Source organism: Streptococcus mobilis (assembly GCF_059727625.1).
This window is the reverse complement of record NZ_AP041823.1, coordinates 620666-644233: the sequence shown is the minus strand read 5'-3', so window position 1 is coordinate 644233 and position 23568 is coordinate 620666. Positions and strand designations below refer to the sequence as shown.

Here is a 23568-nt window from a genome sequence, read left to right as displayed (position 1 = left end):
CTAACGTTCTTGGCAGCAAGTCTCAAATTGCTGTTTTAACTCCGCAATCTTTTGGTCTGTCTTGGTTACATCCTTGTGCTCAATCTTCTTTTGGCACCGTTCCATCTCAAGCGCAACCAATTTCTTTTTTATTTTGAGCATCTTTTTGGTCATATGGGCTTCATCATAAAAACCGATTGCACGCTCGTGAATGGTTGATTCAACAAAATGGTGTCTCAATCCTTCAATTTTATTTTTTAAATATTCTTTATCCATGACGATAGCTTTCTAATTTTTCAATCATGACCAAAAACGGTGGTTGGTTCACTTGATTCAGTGTCCGGTAGATCGTCGCTGTGTAATCTTTTTGAGGGAGCTGACTGACAAAATCTAGCACTGCATCACGCTCCATGTCTCCTCCCTCATGACCATAATAGATCATCAAAGCCATTCGACCACCTTTTTCTAGGCGAGCACAGATTTTTTCCATCGCTTCAATAGTAGTAGCCGGAAGAGTAATGACCGATTTATCTGCAGATGGCAGATAACCTAGATTAAAAATAGCTGCTTTGAGAGTCTCCACATATTGGTCCACATGCTGGTGGCCATCTAAAATCAACTGAACATGCTGAAGCCCCAACTTTTCCAATCTTTCTTGGGTATTTACAAGGGCCTGTTCTTGAATATCAAAGGCATAGACCTGGCCTGCTAGTTGGGCTAAAAAAGCCGTATCATGTCCATTTCCCATGGTGGCATCCACCACCACATCTTCTTTGGTGATGACTTCTTCTAAAAATTGATGGGCCATTTCAAGTGGTCGAAGCATTGGCACTCTCCTTTTCTTCTAGCTTACATCCTTGGGTACTTCCACGACGACGCATCTCAGTTTCAATAGCGTTTAGGACTTCCCATTTGTTGAGGCTCCACATAGGGCCAATCAACATATCCCGTGGTGCGTCTCCTGTAATCCGGTGGATGACGATATGTTTGGGGATAATTTCTAACTGGTCACAGATGACCTTGACATATTCTTCCTGGCTCATGAGTTGGAGTCGTCCTTCATGATAGTCTCGTTGCATCCGTGTATTGGTCATCAAATGCAAGAGATGCAACTTGATACCATCAATTTCATTATCGGTCACACAACGGCGAACATTTTCTACCATCATCTCATGCGTTTCCCCCGGAAGGCCATTGATCAAATGGGACACGATCTCAGCCTTCGGCACCTGTTGGCGAATCCGCTTGACTGTTTCAACATAGAGGTCATAACTATGGGCCCGATTGATTAATTGAGACGTCGCTTCATAAGTCGTCTGAAGCCCCAACTCAATCGTCACATGCATGCGATCGGTCAGCTCTGCTAGATAGGCCAAGGTATCATCTGGTAAACAATCCGGACGCGTACCGATGTTGATTCCTACTACTCCTGGTTCATTGATGGCCTGCTCATAACGCTCTCGAATGACGTCCACCTTATCGTGGGTATTGGTGAAATTTTGAAAATAGACCAGATACTTCTTCACATCCGGCCATTTCCGATGCATAAAGTCAATCTCTTTGTAAAATTGTTCTCGAATCGGAGCTTCTGGGGCCACAATGGCATCTCCTGAACCCGAGACCGTACAAAAAGTACAGCCACCGTGGGCGACTGTTCCGTCTCTATTGGGACAATCAAAGCCTGCATCAATAGGGACTTTAAAGGTCTTTTCTCCAAATAAGGTTCGATAATAATCATTCAAGGTATTGTAGGATTTCATACTTTTCATTATAGCAAAAAAAGAGTCGAACTCAAAACACGAGTCCAACTCCTAGTTGTTAGTTATTTTTGCTTCCCTGTAAAGCGCCATTGAAACCGCAAGCGATCGTACAAGGGGTACTCAAATTGCAAGACAGCAAGGCCCAAAATCATACTGCCGAGAACGTCTGATGGATAGTGGACCCCGACATAAATACGGGAGACCACAATGGTCACAATTCCCATAACCAGCAAGCCTTGAAGACAATAGCGGGCTGTTTTATGTTTTACATGTTGGCCGATTATGATGATCAAACTTCCCAAAACAAGGGTAGACGCCAGTGAATGACCACTCGGGAAAGAAAAGCCCTTTTCCTCTACAAGATGAAGAATACTTGGTCTCGGTCTCTGATAGATATTCTTTAGAAGAAGAACCAAAAGACCAGTCAATACCAGATTGCTCCCAAGAAAAAGAGCTTCACTGTACCATTTCTTATAGGCAAAGACCGCTAGCAGAAGACCCACCCAGATGACAATGATCTTGGTATCCATGACGTGGGTCACCTTGGTAAAGAAAGCCGTCAGTGGTGCAGGCAGATCGCCTCGAATAGTAGATTGAATCGCGCTATCAAAACCAGTTAATTGTTGCGGGTAAAAACGAATCATATACCCGAGAATGACAAAAATGAGAAGGGCGAAGCTTGCCTTCGCCCAATGTTGTTGTTTATTTTTCATATTTTTTCAAAATCGGTTGCAAAAGAGTGTAGATCAAACCAAATGCGATGGCCCAAATCACTCCTTCGATCAGGTTAAACGGTGCAACCATTGCAGCTAAATAGTGGACAAGCCCTAGTGTTTTCGAAATATCATAGTTCATAAAACGAGCATACAAAGGGATTGCATAGACATAATTCACCAATACCATCGTGATACTCAAGCTGATCGTTCCAATAATCGTAGCCAGGATAAATCGGCCATGGGTCCGTTCCTTGTTCCAAATCCATGCAAAAGCAAGGACAAAAACAAGAACTCCAATGATATTGATTGGTAGTCCGATCAAGGTCTCAAGCCCCTTATTATTAAGAGCTAATTTAAGAACAGATCGGATCAAGGTCACCCAAACAGCACTTTTAAAATCCAACAAGACCAAAGCCAACAAAATGGCGATGATACTCAAATCAATTTTGAAGAAATCTATCAAGAAAGAAAATTGATAGAACATCAAAATAAAAGATAATGCGGATAAAACAGCCACTAGGGTCAGTTTACGTGTATTTGTCATAACAGGTTCCTCCAATTTTTTAAAAATTAGAGAAGCTGGAAAGACGTCTACCCCATCATTCTACTCTAAACTATTTAAACAAAGCTTAAACTAGAGAACATTCTAGTCACTTTAGCTGGTCCCCATTGAAAATACCGCTAGTCAATCATAGCACCTAACGTCTTATTCCTATGCATCAGCTCTAAACAGATCAGAATAGCTGTCAGTCTATTCGTCTCTCGTCTTCTCCCATCCAGACTATACTGTCGGTTGTGGAGTCACACCACATCAGCTTGCGCTCGCGGACTTCTTTTAGAATATGGAGATGGAGATTTTTCTTTTAAACGATACGACAAGCTGTAGGCATAACTTCTCGTTAAGCAAAGCTTGGCAACAAAGTATAAAAGGAAAAGAACATTTCCTAGTAAAAGTCACCGCCGGTCGGGAATCTCACCCTGCCCTGAAGACCTTTTCATGATAACAAAAAAAACTTGCCTAGGCAAGTTTTTGTAACGTCATGGATGACGTCGTTCGGATGTTTGGTTTTTATCGGCTATTTGAGCTTGTCGTGCTCATAACGATGGCTCAACTCCAGCCCCTTAAAACCTTGCTGGCGGAGTGCCTCATAGACAATCATGCAGACGGTATTGGAGACATTTAAACTACGGACATGCTCATCATTCATCGGAATGCGAATGGCCTTCTCTTCGTGCTGGCGCATAAAATCTTCCGGCAATCCTTTGTCCTCGCGTCCAAACAAGAAATAATGGGATTTCCCATCCTGATAAGAAACGTCCGAATAAGTCTGATTTGCAAACTTAGACACCAAGTGCACCTGACCGTCACGCGCTGCTTCCATAAACTCTTCTAAGCTATCATAGAAACGAACATCCAGCTTGTCCCAGTAATCGAGTCCTGCTCGCTTCATCTTGCGATCATCGATCGGAAAAGCCATGGGACGAATAATATGTAAGGGAGAATTGGTTGCCGCACAGGTCCGTGCAATATTGCCAGTATTTTGTGGAATCTGAGGTTGGAACAAGACGATGTGGTTTTGAGCTGCTGACTCTTGGTAGTCCAGTTCTTCAATATTCATACTCGATCTCTTTCTGATAAAAAAATAGCCACACTGCCCGGAGTCAAGCTCAGCAAACAGCGTGGTTACAGCTTCATTAACTTAACTCACAACAGGTTTGAGGTAAATCAACGAAGGTACTTTTTAAGTATATCACTTTTGAAGCTCCTGTCAATAGTTTTTTTAGATTTTTTTAAGAAACTTTATCAAAGTTTTCGATCCCTCCTCATTCTTCTATTTTGACAATTTTTCCCACTTGTTCTTAGCTTGGTAAGATTCCTCCAGAAAGTCCTTAAAATAGATGAATTTTTCTTGAAAATAGAGTATGATAGAAGCATACTCTGGAGGTAATCTATGAAAATTATTGTTGTTGGTGGAGGAAAGGTCGGAACGGCCCTTTGTCGTTCCCTCGTTGCTGAAAACCACGATGTTATTTTGATCGAAAAAGACGAATCCGTTCTCAACCATATTACCAAACGGTTTGATATCATTGGGATTTTAGGAAATGGTGCAAACTTCAAGGTCTTGGAGCAAGCAGATGTTGAAGACTGCGATATCTTCATTTCCATGACCGAATACGACGAAGTGAACATGGTTTCTGCTGTTTTAGCTAAAAAAATGGGAGCCAAAGAAACCATCGTTCGGGTGCGGAATCCGGAATATTCCAATTCCTACTTCAAGGAAAAAAATATCTTGGGCTTCTCCCTGGTTGTCAATCCTGAATTGCTGACAGCTCGTTATATTGCTAATATCATTGACTTCCCAAATGCCCTTTCTGTGGAGCATTTTGCAAACGGCCGTGTTGCCTTGATGGAATTTAAGATCAAGCCAGATAGCAATCTCTGCAATATGAGCCTCTCCCAATTCCGAAAGAAATACGGAAACGTCATTGTTTGTGCGATCGAGCGTGGCAACGAACTCACGATTCCAAATGGAGACTTTGTTTTGCAGCCCCAAGACAAGATTTTCGTGACAGGAAATAGGATCGAGATCGTTCTCTTCCACAACAATGTCCGACCTCAAGTCATTAAGAGCATGATGATGATTGGTGCCGGAAAAATTGCCTACTATCTGCTCAATATTCTCCAGGATGTGCGTCGCAAAATCGATCTCAAGGTCATCGAGGTCAATCGCGAACGAGCTGAATTCTTTAGCCAAGAATTCCCTGACCTCTATGTCGTCCATGGAGACGGAACCGCTAAAGACATTCTTTTAGAAGAGAGTGCCAATAACTTTGATGCTGTGGCTACTTTGACAGGGGTCGATGAAGAAAACATCATCACCTCCATGTTCTTGGATTCTGTCGGAGTCAAAAAGAACATTACCAAAGTCAACCGAACCAGTCTGTTGGAGATCATTGGCGATCAGGATATGACCAGTATTGTCACTCCAAAACGCATCGCTGTAGACACCATTATGCACTTTATTCGCGGGCGCTACAATGCACAATTTTCAAACCTAGAAGCCTTGCACCATGTCGCAAACGGCCGGATTGAAACCTTGCAGTTTCAAATTAAGGAAGACAACAAACTAACCCAATATCCCCTCTCTGAATTGAAATTGAAGAAGGGCGTTTTGATCGCTGCCATTATTCGAAACGGCAAGGCTATTTTCCCTAATGGGGATGACCGTTTGATGGTCGGGGATCGGATTATCGTGACCACCTTGATTCAAAATGTCACTAAAATCTACGATCTACTTGAGAGGTAAGCCTGATGAATAGAAGCATGATTCGTTACCTCTTATCCAAACTCCTCTTAATCGAGGCAGGTCTCCTAATCGTTCCCCTAGTGGTCGCTGCAATCTATCGGGAACCTGCCAAGATCTTTGTCTCTATTGGAGCAACCATGGCCATCCTACTTGCGTTTGGCCTCCTTGGTAGTTTTCACAAACCAAAGGATTTTCACATCTATGCTAAGGAAGGAGTCCTGATTGTAGCACTTTGTTGGATCCTATGGTCCTTCTTTGGTGCCCTTCCCTTTGTCTTTTCGGGCCAAATTCCAAACATTATCGATGCCTTCTTTGAAGTCAGCTCCGGCTTTACAACAACAGGGGCAACGATTTTAGACGATGTGGGTGTCCTCAGCCACTCTCTCCTCTTTTGGCGTAGTTTTACCCACTTGATAGGGGGGATGGGAGTATTGGTCTTTGCCCTTGCGATTATGGACAATAACAAGAACAGCCACCTTGAAGTCATGAAGGCAGAGGTTCCTGGTCCAGTGTTTGGCAAGGTCGTTTCCAAATTAAAAAACACGGCTCAAATTCTCTACTTCTTGTACTTGGGTTTGTTCTTCCTCTTTGTGGTTCTTTATTTCCTTGCTGGCATGCCCCTGTATGATAGTTTTGTCATCGCCATGGGGACAGCTGGTACTGGGGGCTTTACTGTCTTTAACGATGGGATTGCCCACTACAATAGTAGTTTGATCACCTATTTGGTCAGTATCGGGGTCTTGGTCTTTGGGGTTAACTTTAACCTCTACTACTTCCTCATGATCCGAAAATTCAAGGCCTTCTTTAAAGATGAGGAATTGCGGACCTACATCACTATTGTAATCCTATCTAGCGTATTGATTGCCTACAATTGCCTTCATCTCTATGCTAATGTTGCGAAGAGCTTTGAGATTTCCTTCTTCCAAGTGTCCAATATCATCACCACCACCGGTTTTGGTTATGGAACGACGGAAAAATGGCCTCTCTTTTCTCAGTTCATCCTCTTGATGCTGATGGTGGTCGGTGGGTCTGCTGGCTCGACCGCTGGGGGGTTAAAAGTCATTCGGTGCTTGACCTTGTGGCGAATCGCAAAAAATCAGGTTCTTTCGACCTTGTCTCCAAATCGCGTTTTGACCTTGCATGTCAACGATACGGTACTCGATAAGGATACCCAACATCAGATCCTCAAGTACTTTACAATATACAGTTTTATTACGATCGGCTTACTCTTTGTAGTGAGTCTAGACAACAATAACTTCATGACGGTTGTCAGTGCTGTCTTTAGTTGTTTCAACAATATTGGACCTATGATTGGTACGGGTCAAACCTTCTCCATCTTTAGTCCGATTTCAAAACTGTTACTTTCCTTAGCCATGATTGCCGGACGGCTTGAAATCTATCCAATGATTCTGCTCTTCCTTCCTAAAACATGGTCTAAACGCTGATAAAACGAGAGTGTTATAAAAAAATGAGGCTGGGACAAAAGTCCTAGCCTCTTAATTGTTTTTGGATTTTCGAGCAAGACGCAGTGGTTGAGTGGGCTCTACTACGCTGATTTCATCAGCTTTTACAGCCCTACTCAACTGTGCGGAGGTGGGACAACGAAATCGAATTCTAACGAATTACCGATTTCTGTCCCACTCTCATTTCTGTTTATTTGTGATCGTCCTACTTTGATTCTTCATTTCGTCTCAGACTAAAGTGGTCTGGCAGAGGGTCTGGTCCCGCTTGGGTACCAGGATGGCATCGCAAGATTCTCGCAACCCCCATCAAGACACCTTTCACACCAAAGCGTTCAATCGCTTGGATCATATAATTGGAACAGGTCGGTTGAAAGCGACAAGAAGGCGGAAATATGGGAGAGATCCATTTTTGATAGCCTCTGACCATAGCAATCAGGATTTTTTTCATGATTTTTTAGATTTAGTCACTGCTAGATTGTGCAACTGGCTAATTTCTTTTTTGTTCAAGCGACGGTATTCACCCGGACGAAGTCCTGAGACATCTAGGTTTCCAAACTGGGTTCGGGAGAGTTTGTCCACTAAAAGTCCTACAGCTTCAAACATCTTTTTAACCTGGTGGTTGCGCCCTTCATGAATGGTCAACTGAACCACTGAACGGTTCTTTTCAACATCCACTTTTAAGATCTCGTAAGTCGCTGGCTTGGTTTTCTTGCCATCAATGGTCACCCCTCGTGTTAAGGGACGCAAGTTTTCCTTATTGGCAATCCCTTTGACACGCGCCACATAGACCTTATCAATCTCATTACGTGGGTGAATCATCTCATCTGTAAAATCACCATCATTGGTCAAAATCAAGACACCAGATGTATCCCAGTCCAAACGTCCTACTGGATAGATGCGCTCTGGCACTTGAGATAAAAGGTCAACGACTGTTGTCCGCCCTTTATCATCAGACACACTAGAGATGACGCCACGTGGCTTATTTAAAAGATAGTAGACCTTTTCTTCGTTATAGATTGGAGTGCCTTCTACTTCAACCTGATCACCGGTCTTAATAATGGTCGCTAATTCACGCACAACTTGGCCATTTACTGTAACCAAGCCTTGCTTGATCAGTTCTTCGGCCTTGCGACGACTAGCCACGCCTGCATGGGCAATGTATTTGTTAATTCTCATCTAGTTCCTCTGTTCTCTCTGAAAATAATTGACCTTCCTCTGGATCGACGTCCACTTCCTCAACCTTTGGTAATTCCTCCAAATGATTGATCCCCATATAATCCAAAAAATACTCCGTCGTGACATACAAATTGGGACGCCCGAGGACTTCTTTTTTCCCATCCTCTCGGATCAGATCAAATGACAGTAGTTTGGTAATGGCACCGCTGGAATTGACACCCCGGATATCATCGACCTCCACACGGGTGATCGGTTGCTTATAAGCAATAATTGATAAGGTTTCGAGGGCAGCCCGAGACAAACTTTGGTTCATGGGCGTTCTAGAATAGTCTCGTAAAACCGAAGCGTAGTCTGCCTTTGTCACCAATTTATAACGGGAAGCTGTCTCCATCAAACAGAGACTGGTATCTGTATCCTCCTGGTATTTTTGGCTTAATTTTTCTAAACTTTGCACCACACCTGTCGGAGGTAAAGAGAGAAGGTCTGCGATTTGTCTGGCAGTAATTCCTTCTTCACCCGCTACAAATAAGAGTGCTTCAATTTCAGCTAATTTGCTCATGTTCAATCCTATTTAAGTAAATTTCTCCAAAAGCCCTATCCTGTACCACCGTGACCTCTTGAATCTTGATTAATTCAAGGGTTGCAAGAAATAAGGTAATGACCTCTTGGAGATCCGCTGCTTCTAGAAACAAGTCCTGCAAGAGAACTTGTGAGCGATCGTGGAATCGGTGACGCAGCTGGTCCATCAGATCCTCAATCTTGTATTCATCCTTTACAATGGTTGTATGGTTCTGGCGGAATTCTTCTTTTTTCTTGGTCAATAGTTTTGAGAAAGCCAAGAAGAGATCCACCGTGGTGCGATCATGAAGTAATTCGGTATCGTCATAGACCAATTCCATCTTTGGTTTCGAATAATAGAGGGCGCGCTCCTCGTGCTGCGAGGCCATCAACTCTCCTAATTGCTTGTAAGTACGGTACTCTTCCAATTGAGAAAGGAGGTCCTGCTCTAGATCCTCTGCTTCATCCATCTCCTCTGCGACCTTAGGAAGAAGTCTACGACTCTTGATCAGGGTTAATTGACTAGCCATCAGCATGTATTCCCCAGCTACCTCTAGTTTCATAGCTTGGAGAGTCGCTAGATAAGCCAGGTACTGTTCGATCACCTCAATCAAGGGGACCTCATAGATATCCATCTGGTATTTAGAGACCAAGTGGAGCAAGAGGTCCAAAGGCCCTTCAAAATCTTTAATTTTAATATCCATTATTTATATTTTTCTAATGTCACCATGGTTTTTAGGCCCAATTCACGCGCAATACTAAAGAGATCCACACCGAGTTCCCGTTGTTTCAAAATATACTGCTCACGAATCGATTGTGCCGAAAGGTCTTGGTTGCCTTTTTCGATCAAGAAGGCTTCTAATTGTCGGAATCCCCACTGACGAGAGTATGATTTTCCTTTATTATCAAAGAGATAGACACCATCCAGGAAGAGTTGCAACTCATCCAGTAAAGGCTCTGGAACTTTTAAAACCCGTTTTTGGCCATCTTTGCCCACTCGAATGACATGAAAGTCCAGCTGAATATCTTCGACCTTGACTTGGAGGATCTCACTTGGCAATAAGCCCATCTCCAGAATCAATAAGGCCATCAATCGTCCCTGTGGATTGGTTGATTCTTCCCAAAAATGGGTCAGATCCAACAATTCACGATCATGGGTCTTGGCCGGTTGAATTTTAGGCAAGACCAAACGATGGTATTCAGAAATAAAGCGTTCTTGATACAAATAATATAAAAATTGGTTAACAGCGGATAATTTTCGTTTTTGAACCGCCGGTTTAAAATCTTTTATCGAAGCTTGGTAAATTCTCAAATTCGTCGGCGTCACTTTTCCATGAATTGATTCAATAAATTGGTCCAAATCATAGAAATAGGCTGACTGAGAATTTTCACTTAGTTCTTTTTGATCAATAAAACTTGCAATAAATTCTTTCATTTTGGAATCATCTCGTATTCATTTGAAAAATTATGCATGAGCGAATTGATGGCTTTGAGGATCGATTTCCGCGTAATAATCCCTTGGAAATACCCTTCTTCATCCACCACTGATAAGAAGGAGTCATCCACTAACTTGTGAAGGACTTCTGTCAAATTGAAGTCTAAGCCGATGACCCCGACCTCCTTCTTTGCAACGTCTACGATATCCATCGAAGCAAAAGTCTCCTCAGGAATCTCGTGTTTCAATTGATAAGATAGAATATCCGTTAGGGAGATCGTCCCCACAAACTTGCGTTCATCCGTTACTACTGGGATGCGACTATAGCTAATCTGGCTCAATAGCAAGACCGCATGGTCTACATTGTGGGTATCAATCAAGACCGCTAAATTTTTGGCAGGAGTTAAGAACGTCTCTTCCTGCGCCAGCAAGAAACGTTCAAATTCCTTTGCTATCATCTACTAAACTCCTTTGTCAATTCAGGGTACAATCCATGATCTCGCGTATAATACTCTACCTTGAAGTTCGAATCGGTAATCTCTATCTTGGCATACAAACACTCGCGAATCAGACCACGAGGTTGGCTAACAGATCCAGGATTCACAAAGAGGGTTCTTCCTTCCTTCCAAGCATCTGGGATATGAAGGTGGCCGTAAAGACAGATATCTGCTTCCTCCTCTTGGGCCCACAGATCCAATTTTTGAAAACTAAAATTGATCTGGAAGAGATGCCCATGGGTCTGGATGATCCGTGTTGGACCTAGTTGGGTCACCAAGCGTTCCGGATAGCCATCATAAAAATCCATATTTCCTTGGACAACGTGGATCCCTTCCCAGACAGGATCGTCACTTTTTAGCTCAGAATCCCCATTGTGAAAGATCCCATCGACCTTGCCCAGGTATTTTTCTTTAATAGCTTCAACAATGGAGCGGTCTCCATGCGAGTCACTCATAACGATGATTGTTTGCTTTGCCATGATGGAAATACCTCCAATAACTTTTTAACAGCTAAAGCACGATGTGATTGTGTATTTTTTTCTTCAAGCGTTAATTCAGCAGCAGCACGGCCCGTTTCCCCAACTAAGAAGAGAGGGTCATAGCCAAAGCCGTGTTCCCCTTTGGGCTCAAAATTAATATACCCTGGCCAATCTGCTTCCACCACTAGGCTTTCCTTGCCTGGTCTTGCAACCACCAAGGTCGTATGGAACTGAGCTGAACGATCTTTCAAGTCAAAAACCATGGCCAATTCGTGCAACAATTTCGCATTGTTTTCCGCATCTGTCGCACCAACTCCCGCAAAGCGAGCTGACCAAACTCCTGGTAAGCCTCCCAAGATATCCACCTTCAAACCTGAATCATCCGCTAAGACTGTTTTCCCAGTTAGCTCTGCAATGGTTTCAGCTTTTAGGCGGGCATTCTCTTCAAAGGTCATCCCTGTTTCTTCGACTTCTGGAAGCTCTGGGTATTGATTGAGATTTTCCACTTCAAAGCCCAGCTTTTCAAACATATTACGGAATTCTTTGGTTTTTCCCTCATTTCGAGTCGCAATAAGAATCGTATCTTTGACCTTGTCTTGACCCAAGAAGGCTTCCACATCCACCCCATCACTTGGCAAATGCAAGTAAAGCAATTTCCCTTTTTCAACCAAGAGCAAGGCTCCTTGACGCTGTACGATTTCAAAAGCTCTTCCCTTGACTTCATTCAAGATTTCGGTCAAAAAGGTCAGAAAACGAAAGGCTGAACCATAGCGCATCACCGATAGATTGAGAGGGAATCCTTCAGGATCCTTGGCAAAGAGAAGTTCCAGCTGATCTAACAGAGTGGAAGCTTCCGCAGGCACTTGACTAAATTGGTTGTAGTCTGCATCTTCTCCCCATTGGGCAATATACCAATCTTGGGGATCTTTGTATTCAAATAGTTTGTCACTCATAAATTTACATGCTCCACATTCACTGAACGTTCTAGCCATTTTTCGGCAATCGCTGCAAAGCTATTGGCATTTGCAGTGGTATAAAAGCGGTGGGTCTGCTCTAAGAGTTCGCGACTCTTATTGAGCTCAAAATAGTTTAATAAGACGGAAATATCCCGAACACACTCTGCCCCACTATCAATCAATTTGACATCCGGTCCCATCACATTTTGAATGATCGGTTTTAAAAGGGGATAATGGGTGCATCCCAAGACCAAGGTATCAACCTTTCCAACTAGTGGTTTTAGGGTTTCGTAAACCACCTTTTTGGTCACACTGGATGCCAACTCGTTTGATTCTACTAAAGGAACAAACTTGGGACAAGCTAAACTGCTGACTTCCATGTCTGGTGCCAGACTTTGAATCTTCTCTTTATAAATTCCAGAAGAAACCGTCATCGGTGTCCCAATGACCCCAATTTTTTGATGGGTCGTCGATTTAATGGCTGCAGAAGCTCCGGGCAATATCACTCCCAAAACGGGAATATCAAGTTTCTCCTTGACTTCTTCCCAAACCACTGCCGTCGCTGTATTACAGGCTAAGACAATCATCTTGACATTTTTGGTCAGAAGGAAGTTCACCATCTGCCAAGTATACTCGCGAATTTGATCTGCTGGTCTAGGACCATAAGGTGCACGCGCTGAATCTCCAATATAGACGACATCTTCGTGAGGAAGCTGACGGAGCAATTCGCGGACAACAGTTAGGCCCCCTACTCCAGAATCTAAAAAACCAATCGGTCGGTTATCCATATCTCTTCCTTCCAAAAGGAGGGACTAAGAAATTCCTCCAAGCCCCTCTCATTTATTATCGTGAGATTGCCCCACTCTTATTTTTTCTTGTTTTTCACCATTGCTGATTTTTGTTGGTTCACAATTTGGCGATAGACTTGTTGAACTTTTGCTTCGCTTGGACGTTGGCCGCTGGCACCTAAAAGCGTACGGACTGCTTCAACATTCAAACGTGGGTTCGATGCAAATTCTTTTTCAAACTGACGACGAAGCAAGAACATTCCTGCAACCATCCCACCAAAGAAAGCTAAAATAATCAACAAAATTCCTAAAAAGAGATTCATAAAATTTTCTCCGATCCATTATTTTTACATAACTATCATTATATCAGACAATCGCTTATTTTTCAATGTCAAAGCCGTAGAGTGTCGCAAGATAATCTTCTGGTTTTTCTGCTCGACGAATCAAACGGGCCTGCCCATCTTCTTGAAGCAAAACTTCTGCCGAACGCAACTTAGCATTGTACTGATACCCCATTGAAAATCCATGGGCTCCCGTGTCATGGATCACAAGTAAATCTCCAATCTCCGTCACGGGTAGTTCTCGTTGTTTGGCAAATTTATCGTTATTTTCACAGAGACTTCCCACGACATCGACCACTTCAGTCGGTTCCTCTGGACGATCCATATTGGTGATATGGTGATAAGCACCGTACATAGCCGGTCTAAGAAGGTTCACAGCTGAAGCATCAACCCCGACATAAGTCCGGTAAGTTTTCTTTTTATGCGTCACTCTGGTCACCAAAAGACCGTGTGAAGCCAGCATAAAGCGACCAAGCTCGGTATAGATTTTCACATGACCAAGTCCTGCCGGTTTGAGAATCGCATCAAAGACGCGATGTACGCCCTCCCCAATAATGGCAATATCATTTGGTTCTTGTTCTGGCTTGTAATTGACCCCAACCCCACCAGAAAGATTGATGAAGCCCAAGTGAACACCTGTTTTCTCGACGACTTCCACTGCCAATTCAAAAAGTTGACGCGCCAACTCTGGATAGTAGTCGTTGGATACTGTATTAGAAGCCAATAAAGCGTGAATGCCAAACTCTTCCACACCTAGTTTTTTCAACTCGATAAAGGCTTGGACCAATTGCTCCTTGGTCATGCCAAACTTAGCTTCTTCCGGATTGTCCATAATATCGGTTCCCAGTTCAAAAACTCCACCAGGATTATAGCGGCAAGAAATGACCTTGGGGATGCTAGTCACAGACTTCAAGAAAGCAATGTCTTCATAGGCGTCCAGATTGATCGTTGCCCCTAATTCTCTAGCATAGACAAATTCATCAGCTGGCGTATTGTTAGAAGAAAACATGATCTCTTTTCCACTAAAGCCCAGTTTATCCGCCATCAACAATTCCACGTAGCTGGCAGTGTCAACTCCACAGCCCTCTTCTTGCAAAATTTTTAGGATCGATGGGTTCGGAGTCGCCTTGATGGCAAAGTATTCTTTAAATCCTTCATTCCAAGCAAAAGCTCGATGGAGGGCACGAGCCGTTTCACGAATTCCCGCTTCATCATAGAGATGAAAAGGGGTAGGAAATTTTTGGGTCAGGCTTTCTAATTGTTCACGGGTTACAAAAGGTGTTTTCATAAGTACTCATTTCTATTCTTTAGTCACTATTAGTATAGCACAAGTCGGAAGACAAAAAAAGCCGAGGCTATTGCCCCAGCTCAATCTCTCTTTGATTAGTCGTTTCTTCCGAAGATACGAAGAAGGCTGATAAAGAGGTTGATAAAGTCAAGATACAGTTCCAAAGCCATGGCCACTGCCCAGCCTGTCGCAGGTTGACCATTGGTTTGATCATAGACATAGCGGATTTTTTGGTTATCCCAAGCTGTCAATCCTGCAAAGAGGAAGACAGAGATAATACTCAAGATATAATCCATACCAGAACTTCTCAAGAACATGTTCACAACAGAAGCGATGATCACACCGATCAAGACTCCCATCAAGGCACGTCCCATTCCAGAAAGGTCTTTTTTCACGACGCGTCCGATAGCACCCATGACAATAAACATCAAGGCACTGACCAAGAAAGCCTTATAAACCGTCGCTTGCATGTAGCGAGCAATGATAAAGCTCAAGGTAAAGCCATTCAAAGCTGAGTAGATCAAGAAGATCGGAAGAGCAGACGGGCTATTTTTAACAGCCTTCCCACTGGCAACAAAGACCAAGATCAATTCTACAACAACTGCTGCATAGTAAACCATTGGTGCTGTTGTCAAGATTTGAACGAAGAAATCTTGAAAGACTGTCATCATCAGGCCAGACACAAGGGCTGAAATCCCAACACCAATTCCTACTAATGAATAGATTTTGTTATAAAAAGCATTCAATCCACTTTGTTCTTGGATTACTGAATCATTATACATATAAACAAGTTCCTTTCAAATTTGTTTACTATGATTTTAACATTTTTCGATGAAAAAATCTCCTTTTGGCCATCTTTTTACGCCAAGGTTCTGAAGCTTCCTTAACAGCCCAGTATTTATCCACCATGGTCACCACGAAGGATTCTTTGTAGCGAGGCGGAGCAAGGGTAGCTCCCCACATGTGTTTAACAATGATGTCTTCTTCCTTGGCATTGAGGTCTGTAATCTTTCGCGCATTTCTCACAGCAATGCGTGGATGGATCCAAGCATGACTCTTGGTAAACTTGGTATCACGCCAATCATAGTAAAAGAGGTCATGCAAAAGGCCACCCCGAGCAGTGCTTTTGGCATCCCAACCAAATTTTTTAGCTAGTTTATAACTGGTATAGCTAACATGAATGGAATGTTCCAAGCGATTGGAATGAATATGATGGGGGATGTCAGCTAATTTTTGAACCTTAGGGTGCTGGATCAACTGTCCCACATAGGTCATGTATTCTTTGTCACGATGATATTGCATCAGATCACCACCTTTTCTTGATAGGCTCTCCCAATATGATTTCCACCAATTTCTTTTTTCAACTTAAGTATACTGCTTTTTCTCAAAAATTCCTTAAATGAAACATCAAAATTCCGGCAGCTACTGCAACATTCAAACTCTCAGCCCGACCCGGCATGGTAATATGAACCAGCTGGTCGGCTCGTGTAGCCATTTCTGGACTGATGCCCTTGCCTTCATTGCCCATTACCAAAATCAATTGATCAATCTGAGGGAGTTGACGGTAATCGATGGAAGCTTCTGATAGCGTCGTTGCGAGGACCGCTAGATTGGATTGACTAGCTCGTTCAAACAGTTCTTCTCGGTCCAGTTTCCAGATAGGAAGATGGAAATGACTGCCCTGCATGGATCGAAGAGTCTTGAGACTATAGAGATCTGCGGATGCTTTCGAAAGCATGACACCATCAAAGCCGGCTGCATCTGCTGTTCGAATCATGGTTCCCACATTACCTGGATCTTGGACATCCTCCAAATAGAGGTAACGACCTTGTAACGGATATGGAAGGACGGGTTGCTCTAGAAGAATCTCTGCGACAATTCCTTGAGGGGTCTTCGAATCAGCCAAGAGACTCAAGATCTCCGAAGTCACGACAGTGACGTTTTGGATATTCTCTACCCGGTCTAAATTGGCTTCTAAAACAAAGACCTGACGAATCTCCGCCTGATTTTCTACTGCCTCTTCAAAGAGATGCCAACCTTCAATGAGATAGGAATCTGTCCGATATTTTTTTTGATGTAATTTTTTAGCATTTTTGATTACATTATTGGATTTAGACGTTATAATATTCATAGACCTATTATAGCATAAAGAAAAAGAAGAAATCATACCTCAGATAGATTTCTTCGAGTCAAGGAGGATGAACATGCAAAAGGTAAAAATGATTGCCCAAGGACGGGTTCAAGGAGTTGGTTTTCGCTGGGGAGTCTACAGTCTTGCCTTGGAGATTGGTGGGATCACTGGCCGTGTCTGGAATAATGACGATGGGTCGGTTGGTATTTTAGCTCAGGCAGAGTCTAGCAATCAAATGGCCAAATTCATCCAAGAAATTCGCAAAGGTCCTACGCCTTTTGCGCATGTGACTTATTTAGATGTTACGCTCGCAAACTTTGAAAACTATACAGACTTCAAAATTGCAAATTAAGACTAGAGAACTATTGTGTATTTTCAAAAAAAACAGTAGAATAGAAAGGTAACATTAAAAAAAAGAAGGAACTATTTGTGAAAAAAAATAAACTTGCATTACTTGCATCGATGGGACTAGCTTCGCTTGTCTTCTTATCAGGATGCGTGAGTGTCGATCGGAAAACTGGAAATCCGACTGGATTGATCTGGAATCTTCTTGGCCGTCCAATGGGCGAAGCCATCAAATTCTTTGCCAACAACCTTGGCTTAGGCTTTGGGATCGGGATTATTATCGTCACCTTGATCGTACGGTTAATCATCTTGCCACTTGGTTTGTACCAATCATGGAAGGCAACCTACCAATCTGAAAAGATGAACTACTTAAAACCTATCCTTGGGCCAATCCAAGAGCGCATGAAGAACGCTAGCACACAAGAAGAAAAGCTATTGGCGCAACAGGAATTAATGGCTGCTCAACGTGAAAATGGAGTTAGCATGTTTGGTGGAGTTGGGTGTTTGCCACTCTTGATCCAAATGCCATTCTTCTCAGCTCTCTTCTTTGCAGCTCAGCACACCAAAGGGGTAGCAGATAGTAGCTTCCTTGGCATTGCTCTCGGCAAACCAAGCTTGCTCTTGACAGCGATCGTAGCAGTTCTTTACTATATCCAAAGTATGCTTTCTCTTCATGGAATTGAAGATGAAACCCAAAAGGAAAGCATGCGCAAAGCATCACTGATGAGTCCGATTATGATCGGTGTCTTCTCATTGATCTCCTCAGCCGGAGTGACTCTTTACTGGGTAGTCGGTGGGGTGATCCAAATTATCCAACAATTTGTCATCAACTACTTGATTCGTCCAAATCTTCGCAAACGAGTCGCTGAGGAATACAAAAACAATCCTCCTAAAGCGACTAGTCACCGCGTGAAAAAAGATGTCACACCTACTGCAACGACACAAATCCAACACAAACCAAAAAACAACCGCAATGCAGGAAAACAACGCAATAGAAAGTAGTACAAACTACTAATTCTAGCGGTATACAGTAGCACTTGAACCCAAGGTTCAAGTGCTTTTTTTGATATCGTTCAGTCAGCAAAGAATTTTCACTCTCACAAAAAGATTAAGAGCACAAAAAAACAAGCCCTCTTGGAGGGCTTGCGTTTTATAGTTACGCTGTTTTTTCTACGTTCAAAATTTTCACTTGGTAGCTTCCAGCTGGTGTCTCAACAGTGACAACGTCACCTGTCTTCTTACCAATCAAAGCGTGACCGATTGGGCTTTCGTTAGAAATCTTTCCTGCAAAGGCATCTGCCCCTGCTGAACCAACGATGCTGTATACTTCTTCATCTGTTTCGCCAACTTCTTGAACTGTAACGGTTTTTCCGATCGCTACTTCGTCTACTGCAACAGCGTCACTATCGACGATTTCTGCATAACGGATTTTTGTTTCCAAGCTAGAGATTTGACCTTCAACAAAAGCTTGTTCATCTTTTGCCGCTTCATACTCAGAGTTTTCTGAGAGGTCACCGTATGAACGAGCGATCTTGATCCGTTCTACGACTTCAGGTCGACGGACCAATTTCAATTCTTCTAATTCTAGTTCTAATTTTTCTTTTTCTGCTAGGGTCATTGGGTATGTTTTTTCTGCCATTATACTTCTCTTTCTATTATTTGAATGAAAAAGCTGTGGACGCGCCACATGCTTTTTCTAGTTTGAACTTGCTTGTGTCAATTTACTATTGACGTGTTCTTCTACATTTTTATTGTGTTCTTCGTATGTCTTAGCGAAGAAGACTTCACCATTTTCGACATTTGCGACAAAATACAAGTAGTCTGTCTTACTTGGGTTCACCGCCGCTTCGATCGCTGATACTCCAGGGTTATCCACTGGGCCAGGCATCAAGCCGGTATTCTTATAAATATTATAAGGTGAATCCAGCTCTGTATTGATCGTTGCATCTTCTTTTAAGGTCGTCTTTTGACCAAGTTTCCCTTCTGCATAAAGAATTGCAATATTACTTTGCAAAGGCATGTCTTGGTTCAAGCGGTTATAGAAGACACTCGCGATATCTTTGCGGTCCTGATCCGTCGCCCCTTCTTTTTCAACCAAGGAAGCAAGAGTCAATACTTCGTTTACATTGATGTTCTTGCTCTCAAGTGTTTCATAGTATGGGCTTAAGTTTTGATCCATTGCCGCAAGCATCTGATCGATCATCTCTTTCACTGTGGTATCTTTCCCATAGTTATAAGTTGCTGGGAAGAGATAACCTTCTAAACGGTAGCGAACACCAGAATCCTTACTTGGCAGATTCGCCAAGAGCTTAGGATATTTGGCCACCATCTTCTCAATAAAGGCATCGTCTTGGACAGCCTTCAAGAAATCTTCTTTCTTAAATGGAGTCTTGCCTGCCTTCTTAGTGGAGACATTGGTGGTGATAGCCGTCGCAATCTGATCGATCGTATAACCTTCTGGAATCGTGACCTTTCCAAGAACTGGAGCCTGAGGAGTTTTGGTTCCCTCTTCTTGCAGTTTTTGGATGATGGTTTCTAGATCCATGCTCTTTTGCAAATTGAAATAACCAGATTTGAAATTGCTATAGTTCTTGAACTTGGTATAGTAGTTAAAGAACTGACCATTTTTCACGAGTCCTTTTTTCTCAAGGATCGCGCCAATCTCACGATTACTTGAACCTGCTGGAATCTCAACCGTTACGAATTCTGTTGCATTTTTATCCATCGGCTTGACAGCTGAATGGATATAGGTCACAGCAAAGATCCCTGTAGCTACGATCACAATCAGCAAAAGGCTGACTACTGTCCGCACAATTCGTTTAGCGATTTTATTTTGTTTCTTTTGTTTTTGTTGGCGCTGGTTACGAGAAGAGCGCGATAAGCTTTCCTCTACCGGTTCCTGACTTGGTTCTTTTTTAGCAGGCTTTGTAAGCTCACTCTTTTCTTCCACAGCAGGAGTCGCCTTTACCGGCTCCACTGGTTCTTCTTTGGGAGCCAACGCAGATTCTTCTACTTTTGGAGGTAGTGTTGCTTCTTCCTCCTCTTTCAGTGAAGAAGGGGTTTCAATACTTCGATCAGGTAGATCATACTCTTTTTCGATTTTTAGAAGTTGCTCATTGGCCTCTTCTAAGTCTCTGAGGATCTGCTCTTTGAAGCTTAATAACTTCTCACTGTCTTGTGATTTATCAGTCAAATAATTGACCTCCCTCATCATAATCCTTAATATTATATCTTAAAAGATTTAGAAAAGCAATACAAATCGCCTTTCTTCTTTAAAATACCTATTTAATCAAGTTTTTCATTTTCCCAGACCAGATTGTACCAAACTTCACCCGCATATTGGGATTCTGACCGGCCTTCATTGGTAAATCCTTGCTTTTCATAATAAGGAATCAAATAATCATGACAGGTCAAATTGATCCCTTGGCGATGATCTTTCAACACAATCTCTTTGAGCGCATCAAGCAAGAGGGTTCCAACCCCTAGTCCTTGGGCTTCTTTGGCAATGGATAGACTCGTGATAGAAATAAAACCCTGTTCTAGATGGCTTAGATCTTCAACCTTTGAAAAAGAGGAATCGATCAAATAGCGCTCCGGTCTAACAGGTCCTTCTAAATAGCCTAAAATCTGACCCTGGCACTCTGCTACAAGAAATGTCGTTTGAATCTTTTCGATGTGATCTTTTAAAATCTCACGCGCAATCGCTTCTTCTTCTGAGAAATTCTCAAGCTCAATGCGCTCGATGGCATCCAAATCCTGCAGCTCTGCCTGTCTAATGTGAATCTTTTCTTTCATCATTTACTCCTTCTATCGTTCCCAAACCATATGGACACCTCGATCAGACTCAGCTTCATCTCGAAATCCTTGCTGGGAAAAATAAGATAGTAAGTCTTCTGGGCAATCGATCCAAATGGCTTCCTTTTCCTTTTGAACAGCTAGATCCTTTAAAGCAGCGATCAAAATAGAACCATAGCCTTGACCTTGAAAGGCTGGTCTCACTGCTAGTCGCAATACAATTAGGTCTCCTTTTAAAGGCTGGTCTTCTGTCGCAAACAAGTAAGCCACAGCATCCCCCGCCTGCTCTGCAAGCAAAGAAATGGCTTCCTTCGAACCTAGCGCTTCCTCAAGAGTGGCCTTGTGCTTCTTTTCTTCATTGTCATGAAGTTCTTCTTCTAGCAACAGCAACTGTTCTTGATCAGCTGGGGTGATTGATCGAATCATCATCCTGCTTTCCTCATCTCATACTCCTTCAGTGGACAGATAAATTTAAGTCTGGAACCAATCGATTCCAGACTCAATCATCTCTTATTGTACACTATGTGTCAAACTAGATAATAAACGCTCAAATGAGTATTCATAGGTTTGAATATCTCCTGCTCCCATAAAGACATAGACCGCATTTTCATGGTCAAGAAGAGGAGAAACATTCTCAGCTGTAATAATCGCTGAACGTTTGACAATTTTTGCTTCCAAATCTTCAACTTTCACATCGCCGTGATCGACTTCCCGTGCAGAACCATAGATCTGTGCCAAGTAAACAGCATCTGCTTGATTCAAGGCTTCAGCAAATTCATCCAACAAGGCAATGGTCCGTGTAAAGGTATGTGGTTGGAAAATAGCCACAATCTCTTTACTTGGGTATTTTTGACGGGCAGCATCCAAGGTTGCAATAATTTCCGTTGGATGGTGCGCAAAGTCATCGATGATCACTGTTCCATTGACTACTTTTTCAGTAAAGCGACGTTTCACGCCAGCAAAGGTCTTCAATTGCTCGCGGACTAAATCTAAATCAAATCCTGCAATGTAAAGCAAACCAATGACTGCTGTAGCATTCATGATATTGTGGCGACCAAAAGTTGGGATATGGAATTGCCCCAAATCTTCTCCACGGAAATGAACGTTGAAGGTTGAACCAGTCGTTGAACGAAGCAAGTTGCTTGCCACAAAATCGTTCGTCTCCTTATCAAAACCATAGTAATAAATTGGTGCTGATGAGGTAATCCGACGCAATTCTTTGTCTTCTCCGTAGATGAAGAGGCCTTTGCTGATTTGTTTGGCATAATCGTTAAAGGCATTAAAGACATCTTCCAAGCTCGTGAAATAGTCTGGATGGTCAAAGTCAATATTGGTGATGATGCTGTATTCAGGATGGTAAGGCATAAAGTGGCGTTCATACTCATCTGATTCAAAGACAAAGTATTTGGCTGCTGCAGAGCCACGACCTGTCCCGTCACCAATCAAATAACTGGTGTCAGTGATATTTGATAAGACGTGAGAAAGCATCCCTGTTGTCGAGGTTTTTCCGTGTGCTCCGGCAACCCCCATGCTGACGAAGTCACGCATAAATTCACCAAGGAATTCATGGTAGCGTTTATAAGTTAGGCCATGCTCATCTGCATAAGCAATTTCCACATTGTTATCTGGACGGAAAGCATTCCCGGCAATGAGGATCTTGTCGCCTTCCAAATTTTTCACATCAAATGGATAAATTTGAATTCCTGCTTGTTCCAAGCCACGTTGCGTAAAGTAATACTTCTCAACATCTGACCCTTGAACCGTATGTCCCATTTGGTGAAGCATGAGGGCTAAAGCACTCATCCCTGCTCCTTTAATTCCAATAAAATGGTATGTATTAGACATGTTTTCTCCTTATTCTTGATCTAGATGGGTTAAATCCAATTCTTGTTTGATTGGCTGTGGTTTCAACTTGTGCTGATCTTTATTGTATATTTGGCTAGTCTTTAAGAAATCATAATTGTTTTTCTTTTCAGTCGGTTCTGCCACTTCTGGTTCTCCTGCAGATTCGAACTCTGCAAGGATCAACTGATCTTGTCGTAATCGTTTGCTATATTTCAATAATTCACCCGGATTTTCCTTTTGGAAGGGAGCCGTTGGCTGACCAGGTTTTCGTTCAGAAATAAATGGTTTTTTCCGTTTACTTGTAGTAGCTGCTGGATCCGTTGTCAGATAGGGGGCTGTGCGTTTCTTTTTCAGATCTTCACGAGCGCGCTCTCTCGCTTCCTCTGCATAACGATTGGCTGGGCTTTTTTTATCAATCGGCTCTTTAAAATCAGGTTTTCTTACTGGCCGTCTTTTCGGTAGGGGCTCTTCTAGTGGTTGGTGGTAAGGATGCTTAGGTTTGGTATTTTCAGCAATCGGTTGCCATTCCAAATAATTTTTATCCACATAGTCGCCTGTAATGTTACTAATCAAGTCTGTTTCATCATACAGGTTCATGTGGGGCATCTCTGTTAACATCAACTCATTATCCCCTACTTGAGGAAAATATTTTTCTGTCATGCTTTCTTCCTTTCGACACTCCATTAATTATAAACTATTCACAGAATT

General features: G+C 42.6%; 30 protein-coding genes and 1 riboswitch. Of the genes, 4 read left to right on the top strand and 26 right to left on the bottom strand.

The genetic code is table 11. The annotated features are described in order from the left end of the window. From AC6IZR_RS03065 to trmL, 6 genes are all read right to left on the bottom strand, one after another. Entirely contained in the window at positions 1-255 is a 255-nt protein-coding gene (locus AC6IZR_RS03065; RefSeq protein WP_003005673.1) for a hypothetical protein, read from the bottom strand. Further along, positions 248-805 carry a tRNA 5-(aminomethyl)-2-thiouridylate-methyltransferase MnmM gene (gene mnmM, locus AC6IZR_RS03060; protein ID WP_497848767.1) on the bottom strand — a complete coding sequence of 186 codons (558 nt, stop codon included), beginning with the start codon at positions 803-805 and terminating at the stop codon, positions 248-250. Before mnmM ends, AC6IZR_RS03065 begins: the two co-directional genes overlap by 8 nt. Further along, on the bottom strand, positions 789-1748 hold the full coding sequence (mnmL, locus tag AC6IZR_RS03055; RefSeq protein WP_497848766.1) for a tRNA modification radical SAM protein MnmL/YtqA: 960 nt from the start codon (positions 1746-1748) through the stop codon (positions 789-791). The genes mnmM and mnmL overlap by 17 nt, the downstream gene beginning before the upstream one ends. A gap of 53 nt (positions 1749-1801) precedes the next feature. Continuing rightward, positions 1802-2452 (bottom strand): phosphatase PAP2 family protein, encoded by a 651-nt coding sequence (locus AC6IZR_RS03050; RefSeq protein ID WP_223325612.1) that lies wholly within the window; start codon positions 2450-2452, stop codon positions 1802-1804. Continuing rightward, a complete protein-coding gene (locus tag AC6IZR_RS03045) occupies positions 2442-3014 on the bottom strand; it encodes an ECF transporter S component (RefSeq protein ID WP_014713735.1) in 573 nt (190 codons plus the stop codon). The genes AC6IZR_RS03050 and AC6IZR_RS03045 overlap by 11 nt, the downstream gene beginning before the upstream one ends. A 201-nt stretch (positions 3015-3215) precedes the next feature. Beyond that, positions 3216-3450, bottom strand: a riboswitch (FMN riboswitch). Positions 3451-3531: 81 nt separating this feature from the next. Continuing rightward, complete coding sequence (gene trmL / locus AC6IZR_RS03040) at positions 3532-4074, bottom strand: tRNA (uridine(34)/cytosine(34)/5-carboxymethylaminomethyluridine(34)-2'-O)-methyltransferase TrmL (protein WP_003008338.1); 543 nt, start codon at positions 4072-4074, stop codon at positions 3532-3534. Between the two features lie 333 nt (positions 4075-4407). Here trmL and trkA point away from each other — a divergent pair, with 333 nt between their 5' ends. Both trkA and AC6IZR_RS03030 read left to right on the top strand, forming a co-directional pair. Then, positions 4408-5763: a Trk system potassium transporter TrkA gene (gene trkA, locus AC6IZR_RS03035; RefSeq protein WP_497848765.1), complete on the top strand. Its 1356-nt coding sequence runs from the start codon at positions 4408-4410 to the stop codon at positions 5761-5763. A gap of 5 nt (positions 5764-5768) precedes the next feature. Further along, positions 5769-7208 (top strand): TrkH family potassium uptake protein, encoded by a 1440-nt coding sequence (locus AC6IZR_RS03030; RefSeq protein ID WP_497848764.1) that lies wholly within the window; start codon positions 5769-5771, stop codon positions 7206-7208. Between the two features lie 223 nt (positions 7209-7431). On the opposite strand, the gene yidD is transcribed toward AC6IZR_RS03030, so the two are convergent. The 14 genes from yidD to AC6IZR_RS02960 form a co-directional block, all read right to left on the bottom strand. Continuing rightward, entirely contained in the window at positions 7432-7674 is a 243-nt protein-coding gene (gene yidD / locus AC6IZR_RS03025; protein WP_013904013.1) for a membrane protein insertion efficiency factor YidD, read from the bottom strand. Further along, entirely contained in the window at positions 7671-8402 is a 732-nt protein-coding gene (locus tag AC6IZR_RS03020) for a pseudouridine synthase (protein ID WP_013904014.1), read from the bottom strand. The genes yidD and AC6IZR_RS03020 overlap by 4 nt, the downstream gene beginning before the upstream one ends. Continuing rightward, positions 8392-8961, bottom strand: a complete 570-nt coding sequence (gene scpB / locus AC6IZR_RS03015) for an SMC-Scp complex subunit ScpB (RefSeq protein ID WP_497848763.1) — start codon at positions 8959-8961, stop codon at positions 8392-8394. The genes AC6IZR_RS03020 and scpB overlap by 11 nt, the downstream gene beginning before the upstream one ends. Continuing rightward, entirely contained in the window at positions 8945-9664 is a 720-nt protein-coding gene (locus AC6IZR_RS03010; protein ID WP_024055478.1) for a segregation/condensation protein A, read from the bottom strand. Before AC6IZR_RS03010 ends, scpB begins: the two co-directional genes overlap by 17 nt. Next, positions 9664-10395, bottom strand: coding sequence for a site-specific tyrosine recombinase XerD (gene xerD, locus AC6IZR_RS03005; RefSeq protein WP_003005319.1), 732 nt, complete (start codon positions 10393-10395; stop codon positions 9664-9666). The genes AC6IZR_RS03010 and xerD overlap by 1 nt, the downstream gene beginning before the upstream one ends. Beyond that, positions 10392-10853 carry a cyclic-di-AMP-binding protein CbpB gene (gene cbpB, locus AC6IZR_RS03000; protein WP_003008353.1) on the bottom strand — a complete coding sequence of 154 codons (462 nt, stop codon included), beginning with the start codon at positions 10851-10853 and terminating at the stop codon, positions 10392-10394. Before cbpB ends, xerD begins: the two co-directional genes overlap by 4 nt. Then, complete coding sequence (locus AC6IZR_RS02995) at positions 10850-11371, bottom strand: metallophosphoesterase (RefSeq protein ID WP_150906426.1); 522 nt, start codon at positions 11369-11371, stop codon at positions 10850-10852. Before AC6IZR_RS02995 ends, cbpB begins: the two co-directional genes overlap by 4 nt. Further along, a complete protein-coding gene (locus AC6IZR_RS02990) occupies positions 11344-12324 on the bottom strand; it encodes a nucleoside-triphosphate diphosphatase (protein WP_009731509.1) in 981 nt (326 codons plus the stop codon). Before AC6IZR_RS02990 ends, AC6IZR_RS02995 begins: the two co-directional genes overlap by 28 nt. Beyond that, positions 12321-13115, bottom strand: coding sequence for a glutamate racemase (racE, locus tag AC6IZR_RS02985; RefSeq protein ID WP_003008361.1), 795 nt, complete (start codon positions 13113-13115; stop codon positions 12321-12323). The genes AC6IZR_RS02990 and racE overlap by 4 nt, the downstream gene beginning before the upstream one ends. A gap of 77 nt (positions 13116-13192) precedes the next feature. Beyond that, positions 13193-13438, bottom strand: coding sequence for a YneF family protein (locus tag AC6IZR_RS02980; RefSeq protein WP_024055201.1), 246 nt, complete (start codon positions 13436-13438; stop codon positions 13193-13195). 55 nt (positions 13439-13493) lie between these two features. After that, positions 13494-14744, bottom strand: a complete 1251-nt coding sequence (locus AC6IZR_RS02975; RefSeq protein WP_497848762.1) for a diaminopimelate decarboxylase — start codon at positions 14742-14744, stop codon at positions 13494-13496. Between the two features lie 95 nt (positions 14745-14839). Further along, positions 14840-15526: a Bax inhibitor-1/YccA family protein gene (locus AC6IZR_RS02970; protein ID WP_003008369.1), complete on the bottom strand. Its 687-nt coding sequence runs from the start codon at positions 15524-15526 to the stop codon at positions 14840-14842. Between the two features lie 28 nt (positions 15527-15554). After that, complete coding sequence (locus AC6IZR_RS02965; RefSeq protein ID WP_009731511.1) at positions 15555-16046, bottom strand: HDIG domain-containing metalloprotein; 492 nt, start codon at positions 16044-16046, stop codon at positions 15555-15557. A gap of 82 nt (positions 16047-16128) precedes the next feature. Continuing rightward, positions 16129-16875, bottom strand: a complete 747-nt coding sequence (locus AC6IZR_RS02960; RefSeq protein WP_497848761.1) for a TrmH family RNA methyltransferase — start codon at positions 16873-16875, stop codon at positions 16129-16131. 73 nt (positions 16876-16948) lie between these two features. Here AC6IZR_RS02960 and AC6IZR_RS02955 point away from each other — a divergent pair, with 73 nt between their 5' ends. Together AC6IZR_RS02955 and yidC are read left to right on the top strand one after the other, a co-directional pair. Then, entirely contained in the window at positions 16949-17227 is a 279-nt protein-coding gene (locus tag AC6IZR_RS02955) for an acylphosphatase (protein WP_497848760.1), read from the top strand. Positions 17228-17304: 77 nt separating this feature from the next. Then, a complete protein-coding gene (gene yidC, locus AC6IZR_RS02950; RefSeq protein ID WP_003008377.1) occupies positions 17305-18222 on the top strand; it encodes a membrane protein insertase YidC in 918 nt (305 codons plus the stop codon). Between the two features lie 154 nt (positions 18223-18376). On the opposite strand, the gene greA is transcribed toward yidC, so the two are convergent. From greA to zapJ, 6 genes are all read right to left on the bottom strand, one after another. After that, a complete protein-coding gene (greA, locus tag AC6IZR_RS02945; RefSeq protein WP_013904027.1) occupies positions 18377-18859 on the bottom strand; it encodes a transcription elongation factor GreA in 483 nt (160 codons plus the stop codon). A gap of 57 nt (positions 18860-18916) precedes the next feature. Next, entirely contained in the window at positions 18917-20446 is a 1530-nt protein-coding gene (gene mltG / locus AC6IZR_RS02940) for an endolytic transglycosylase MltG (protein ID WP_457853204.1), read from the bottom strand. Between the two features lie 59 nt (positions 20447-20505). Further along, positions 20506-21015: a GNAT family N-acetyltransferase gene (locus AC6IZR_RS02935; protein ID WP_497848935.1), complete on the bottom strand. Its 510-nt coding sequence runs from the start codon at positions 21013-21015 to the stop codon at positions 20506-20508. Between the two features lie 12 nt (positions 21016-21027). Next, the gene (locus AC6IZR_RS02930; RefSeq protein ID WP_302692439.1) at positions 21028-21444 is read right to left on the bottom strand and encodes a GNAT family N-acetyltransferase; all 417 of its coding nucleotides are present in this window, start codon (positions 21442-21444) and stop codon (positions 21028-21030) included. A gap of 81 nt (positions 21445-21525) precedes the next feature. Continuing rightward, positions 21526-22860, bottom strand: a complete 1335-nt coding sequence (gene murC, locus AC6IZR_RS02925) for a UDP-N-acetylmuramate--L-alanine ligase (protein ID WP_003008389.1) — start codon at positions 22858-22860, stop codon at positions 21526-21528. Positions 22861-22869: 9 nt separating this feature from the next. After that, the gene (gene zapJ, locus AC6IZR_RS02920) at positions 22870-23520 is read right to left on the bottom strand and encodes a divisome accessory protein ZapJ (RefSeq protein WP_003017389.1); all 651 of its coding nucleotides are present in this window, start codon (positions 23518-23520) and stop codon (positions 22870-22872) included. Positions 23521-23568: the final 48 nt, after the last annotated feature.

What these genes read in the sequence shown, in the direction of transcription:
- AC6IZR_RS02955 (WP_497848760.1), top strand. Translation starts at nt 16,949, where the DNA reads ATGCAAAAGGTAAAAATGATTGCCCAAGGACGGGTTCAAGGAGTTGGT.
- racE (WP_003008361.1), bottom strand. Translation starts at nt 13,115, where the DNA reads ATGGATAACCGACCGATTGGTTTTTTAGATTCTGGAGTAGGGGGCCTA.
- AC6IZR_RS02935 (WP_497848935.1), bottom strand. Translation starts at nt 21,015, where the DNA reads ATGAAAGAAAAGATTCACATTAGACAGGCAGAGCTGCAGGATTTGGAT.
- zapJ (WP_003017389.1), bottom strand. Translation starts at nt 23,520, where the DNA reads ATGACAGAAAAATATTTTCCTCAAGTAGGGGATAATGAGTTGATGTTA.
- yidD (WP_013904013.1), bottom strand. Translation starts at nt 7,674, where the DNA reads ATGAAAAAAATCCTGATTGCTATGGTCAGAGGCTATCAAAAATGGATC.
- AC6IZR_RS03030 (WP_497848764.1), top strand. Translation starts at nt 5,769, where the DNA reads ATGAATAGAAGCATGATTCGTTACCTCTTATCCAAACTCCTCTTAATC.
- mnmM (WP_497848767.1), bottom strand. Translation starts at nt 805, where the DNA reads ATGCTTCGACCACTTGAAATGGCCCATCAATTTTTAGAAGAAGTCATC.
- trmL (WP_003008338.1), bottom strand. Translation starts at nt 4,074, where the DNA reads ATGAATATTGAAGAACTGGACTACCAAGAGTCAGCAGCTCAAAACCAC.
- murC (WP_003008389.1), bottom strand. Translation starts at nt 22,860, where the DNA reads ATGTCTAATACATACCATTTTATTGGAATTAAAGGAGCAGGGATGAGT.
- AC6IZR_RS02980 (WP_024055201.1), bottom strand. Translation starts at nt 13,438, where the DNA reads ATGAATCTCTTTTTAGGAATTTTGTTGATTATTTTAGCTTTCTTTGGT.
- greA (WP_013904027.1), bottom strand. Translation starts at nt 18,859, where the DNA reads ATGGCAGAAAAAACATACCCAATGACCCTAGCAGAAAAAGAAAAATTA.
- AC6IZR_RS02975 (WP_497848762.1), bottom strand. Translation starts at nt 14,744, where the DNA reads ATGAAAACACCTTTTGTAACCCGTGAACAATTAGAAAGCCTGACCCAA.
- AC6IZR_RS03020 (WP_013904014.1), bottom strand. Translation starts at nt 8,402, where the DNA reads ATGAGAATTAACAAATACATTGCCCATGCAGGCGTGGCTAGTCGTCGC.
- AC6IZR_RS02970 (WP_003008369.1), bottom strand. Translation starts at nt 15,526, where the DNA reads ATGTATAATGATTCAGTAATCCAAGAACAAAGTGGATTGAATGCTTTT.
- AC6IZR_RS02995 (WP_150906426.1), bottom strand. Translation starts at nt 11,371, where the DNA reads ATGGCAAAGCAAACAATCATCGTTATGAGTGACTCGCATGGAGACCGC.
- AC6IZR_RS02990 (WP_009731509.1), bottom strand. Translation starts at nt 12,324, where the DNA reads ATGAGTGACAAACTATTTGAATACAAAGATCCCCAAGATTGGTATATT.
- trkA (WP_497848765.1), top strand. Translation starts at nt 4,408, where the DNA reads ATGAAAATTATTGTTGTTGGTGGAGGAAAGGTCGGAACGGCCCTTTGT.
- AC6IZR_RS03010 (WP_024055478.1), bottom strand. Translation starts at nt 9,664, where the DNA reads ATGGATATTAAAATTAAAGATTTTGAAGGGCCTTTGGACCTCTTGCTC.
- AC6IZR_RS03050 (WP_223325612.1), bottom strand. Translation starts at nt 2,452, where the DNA reads ATGAAAAATAAACAACAACATTGGGCGAAGGCAAGCTTCGCCCTTCTC.
- AC6IZR_RS02930 (WP_302692439.1), bottom strand. Translation starts at nt 21,444, where the DNA reads ATGATGATTCGATCAATCACCCCAGCTGATCAAGAACAGTTGCTGTTG.
- cbpB (WP_003008353.1), bottom strand. Translation starts at nt 10,853, where the DNA reads ATGATAGCAAAGGAATTTGAACGTTTCTTGCTGGCGCAGGAAGAGACG.
- AC6IZR_RS02965 (WP_009731511.1), bottom strand. Translation starts at nt 16,046, where the DNA reads ATGCAATATCATCGTGACAAAGAATACATGACCTATGTGGGACAGTTG.
- AC6IZR_RS03065 (WP_003005673.1), bottom strand. Translation starts at nt 255, where the DNA reads ATGGATAAAGAATATTTAAAAAATAAAATTGAAGGATTGAGACACCAT.
- xerD (WP_003005319.1), bottom strand. Translation starts at nt 10,395, where the DNA reads ATGAAAGAATTTATTGCAAGTTTTATTGATCAAAAAGAACTAAGTGAA.
- AC6IZR_RS02960 (WP_497848761.1), bottom strand. Translation starts at nt 16,875, where the DNA reads ATGAATATTATAACGTCTAAATCCAATAATGTAATCAAAAATGCTAAA.
- mnmL (WP_497848766.1), bottom strand. Translation starts at nt 1,748, where the DNA reads ATGAAAAGTATGAAATCCTACAATACCTTGAATGATTATTATCGAACC.
- scpB (WP_497848763.1), bottom strand. Translation starts at nt 8,961, where the DNA reads ATGAGCAAATTAGCTGAAATTGAAGCACTCTTATTTGTAGCGGGTGAA.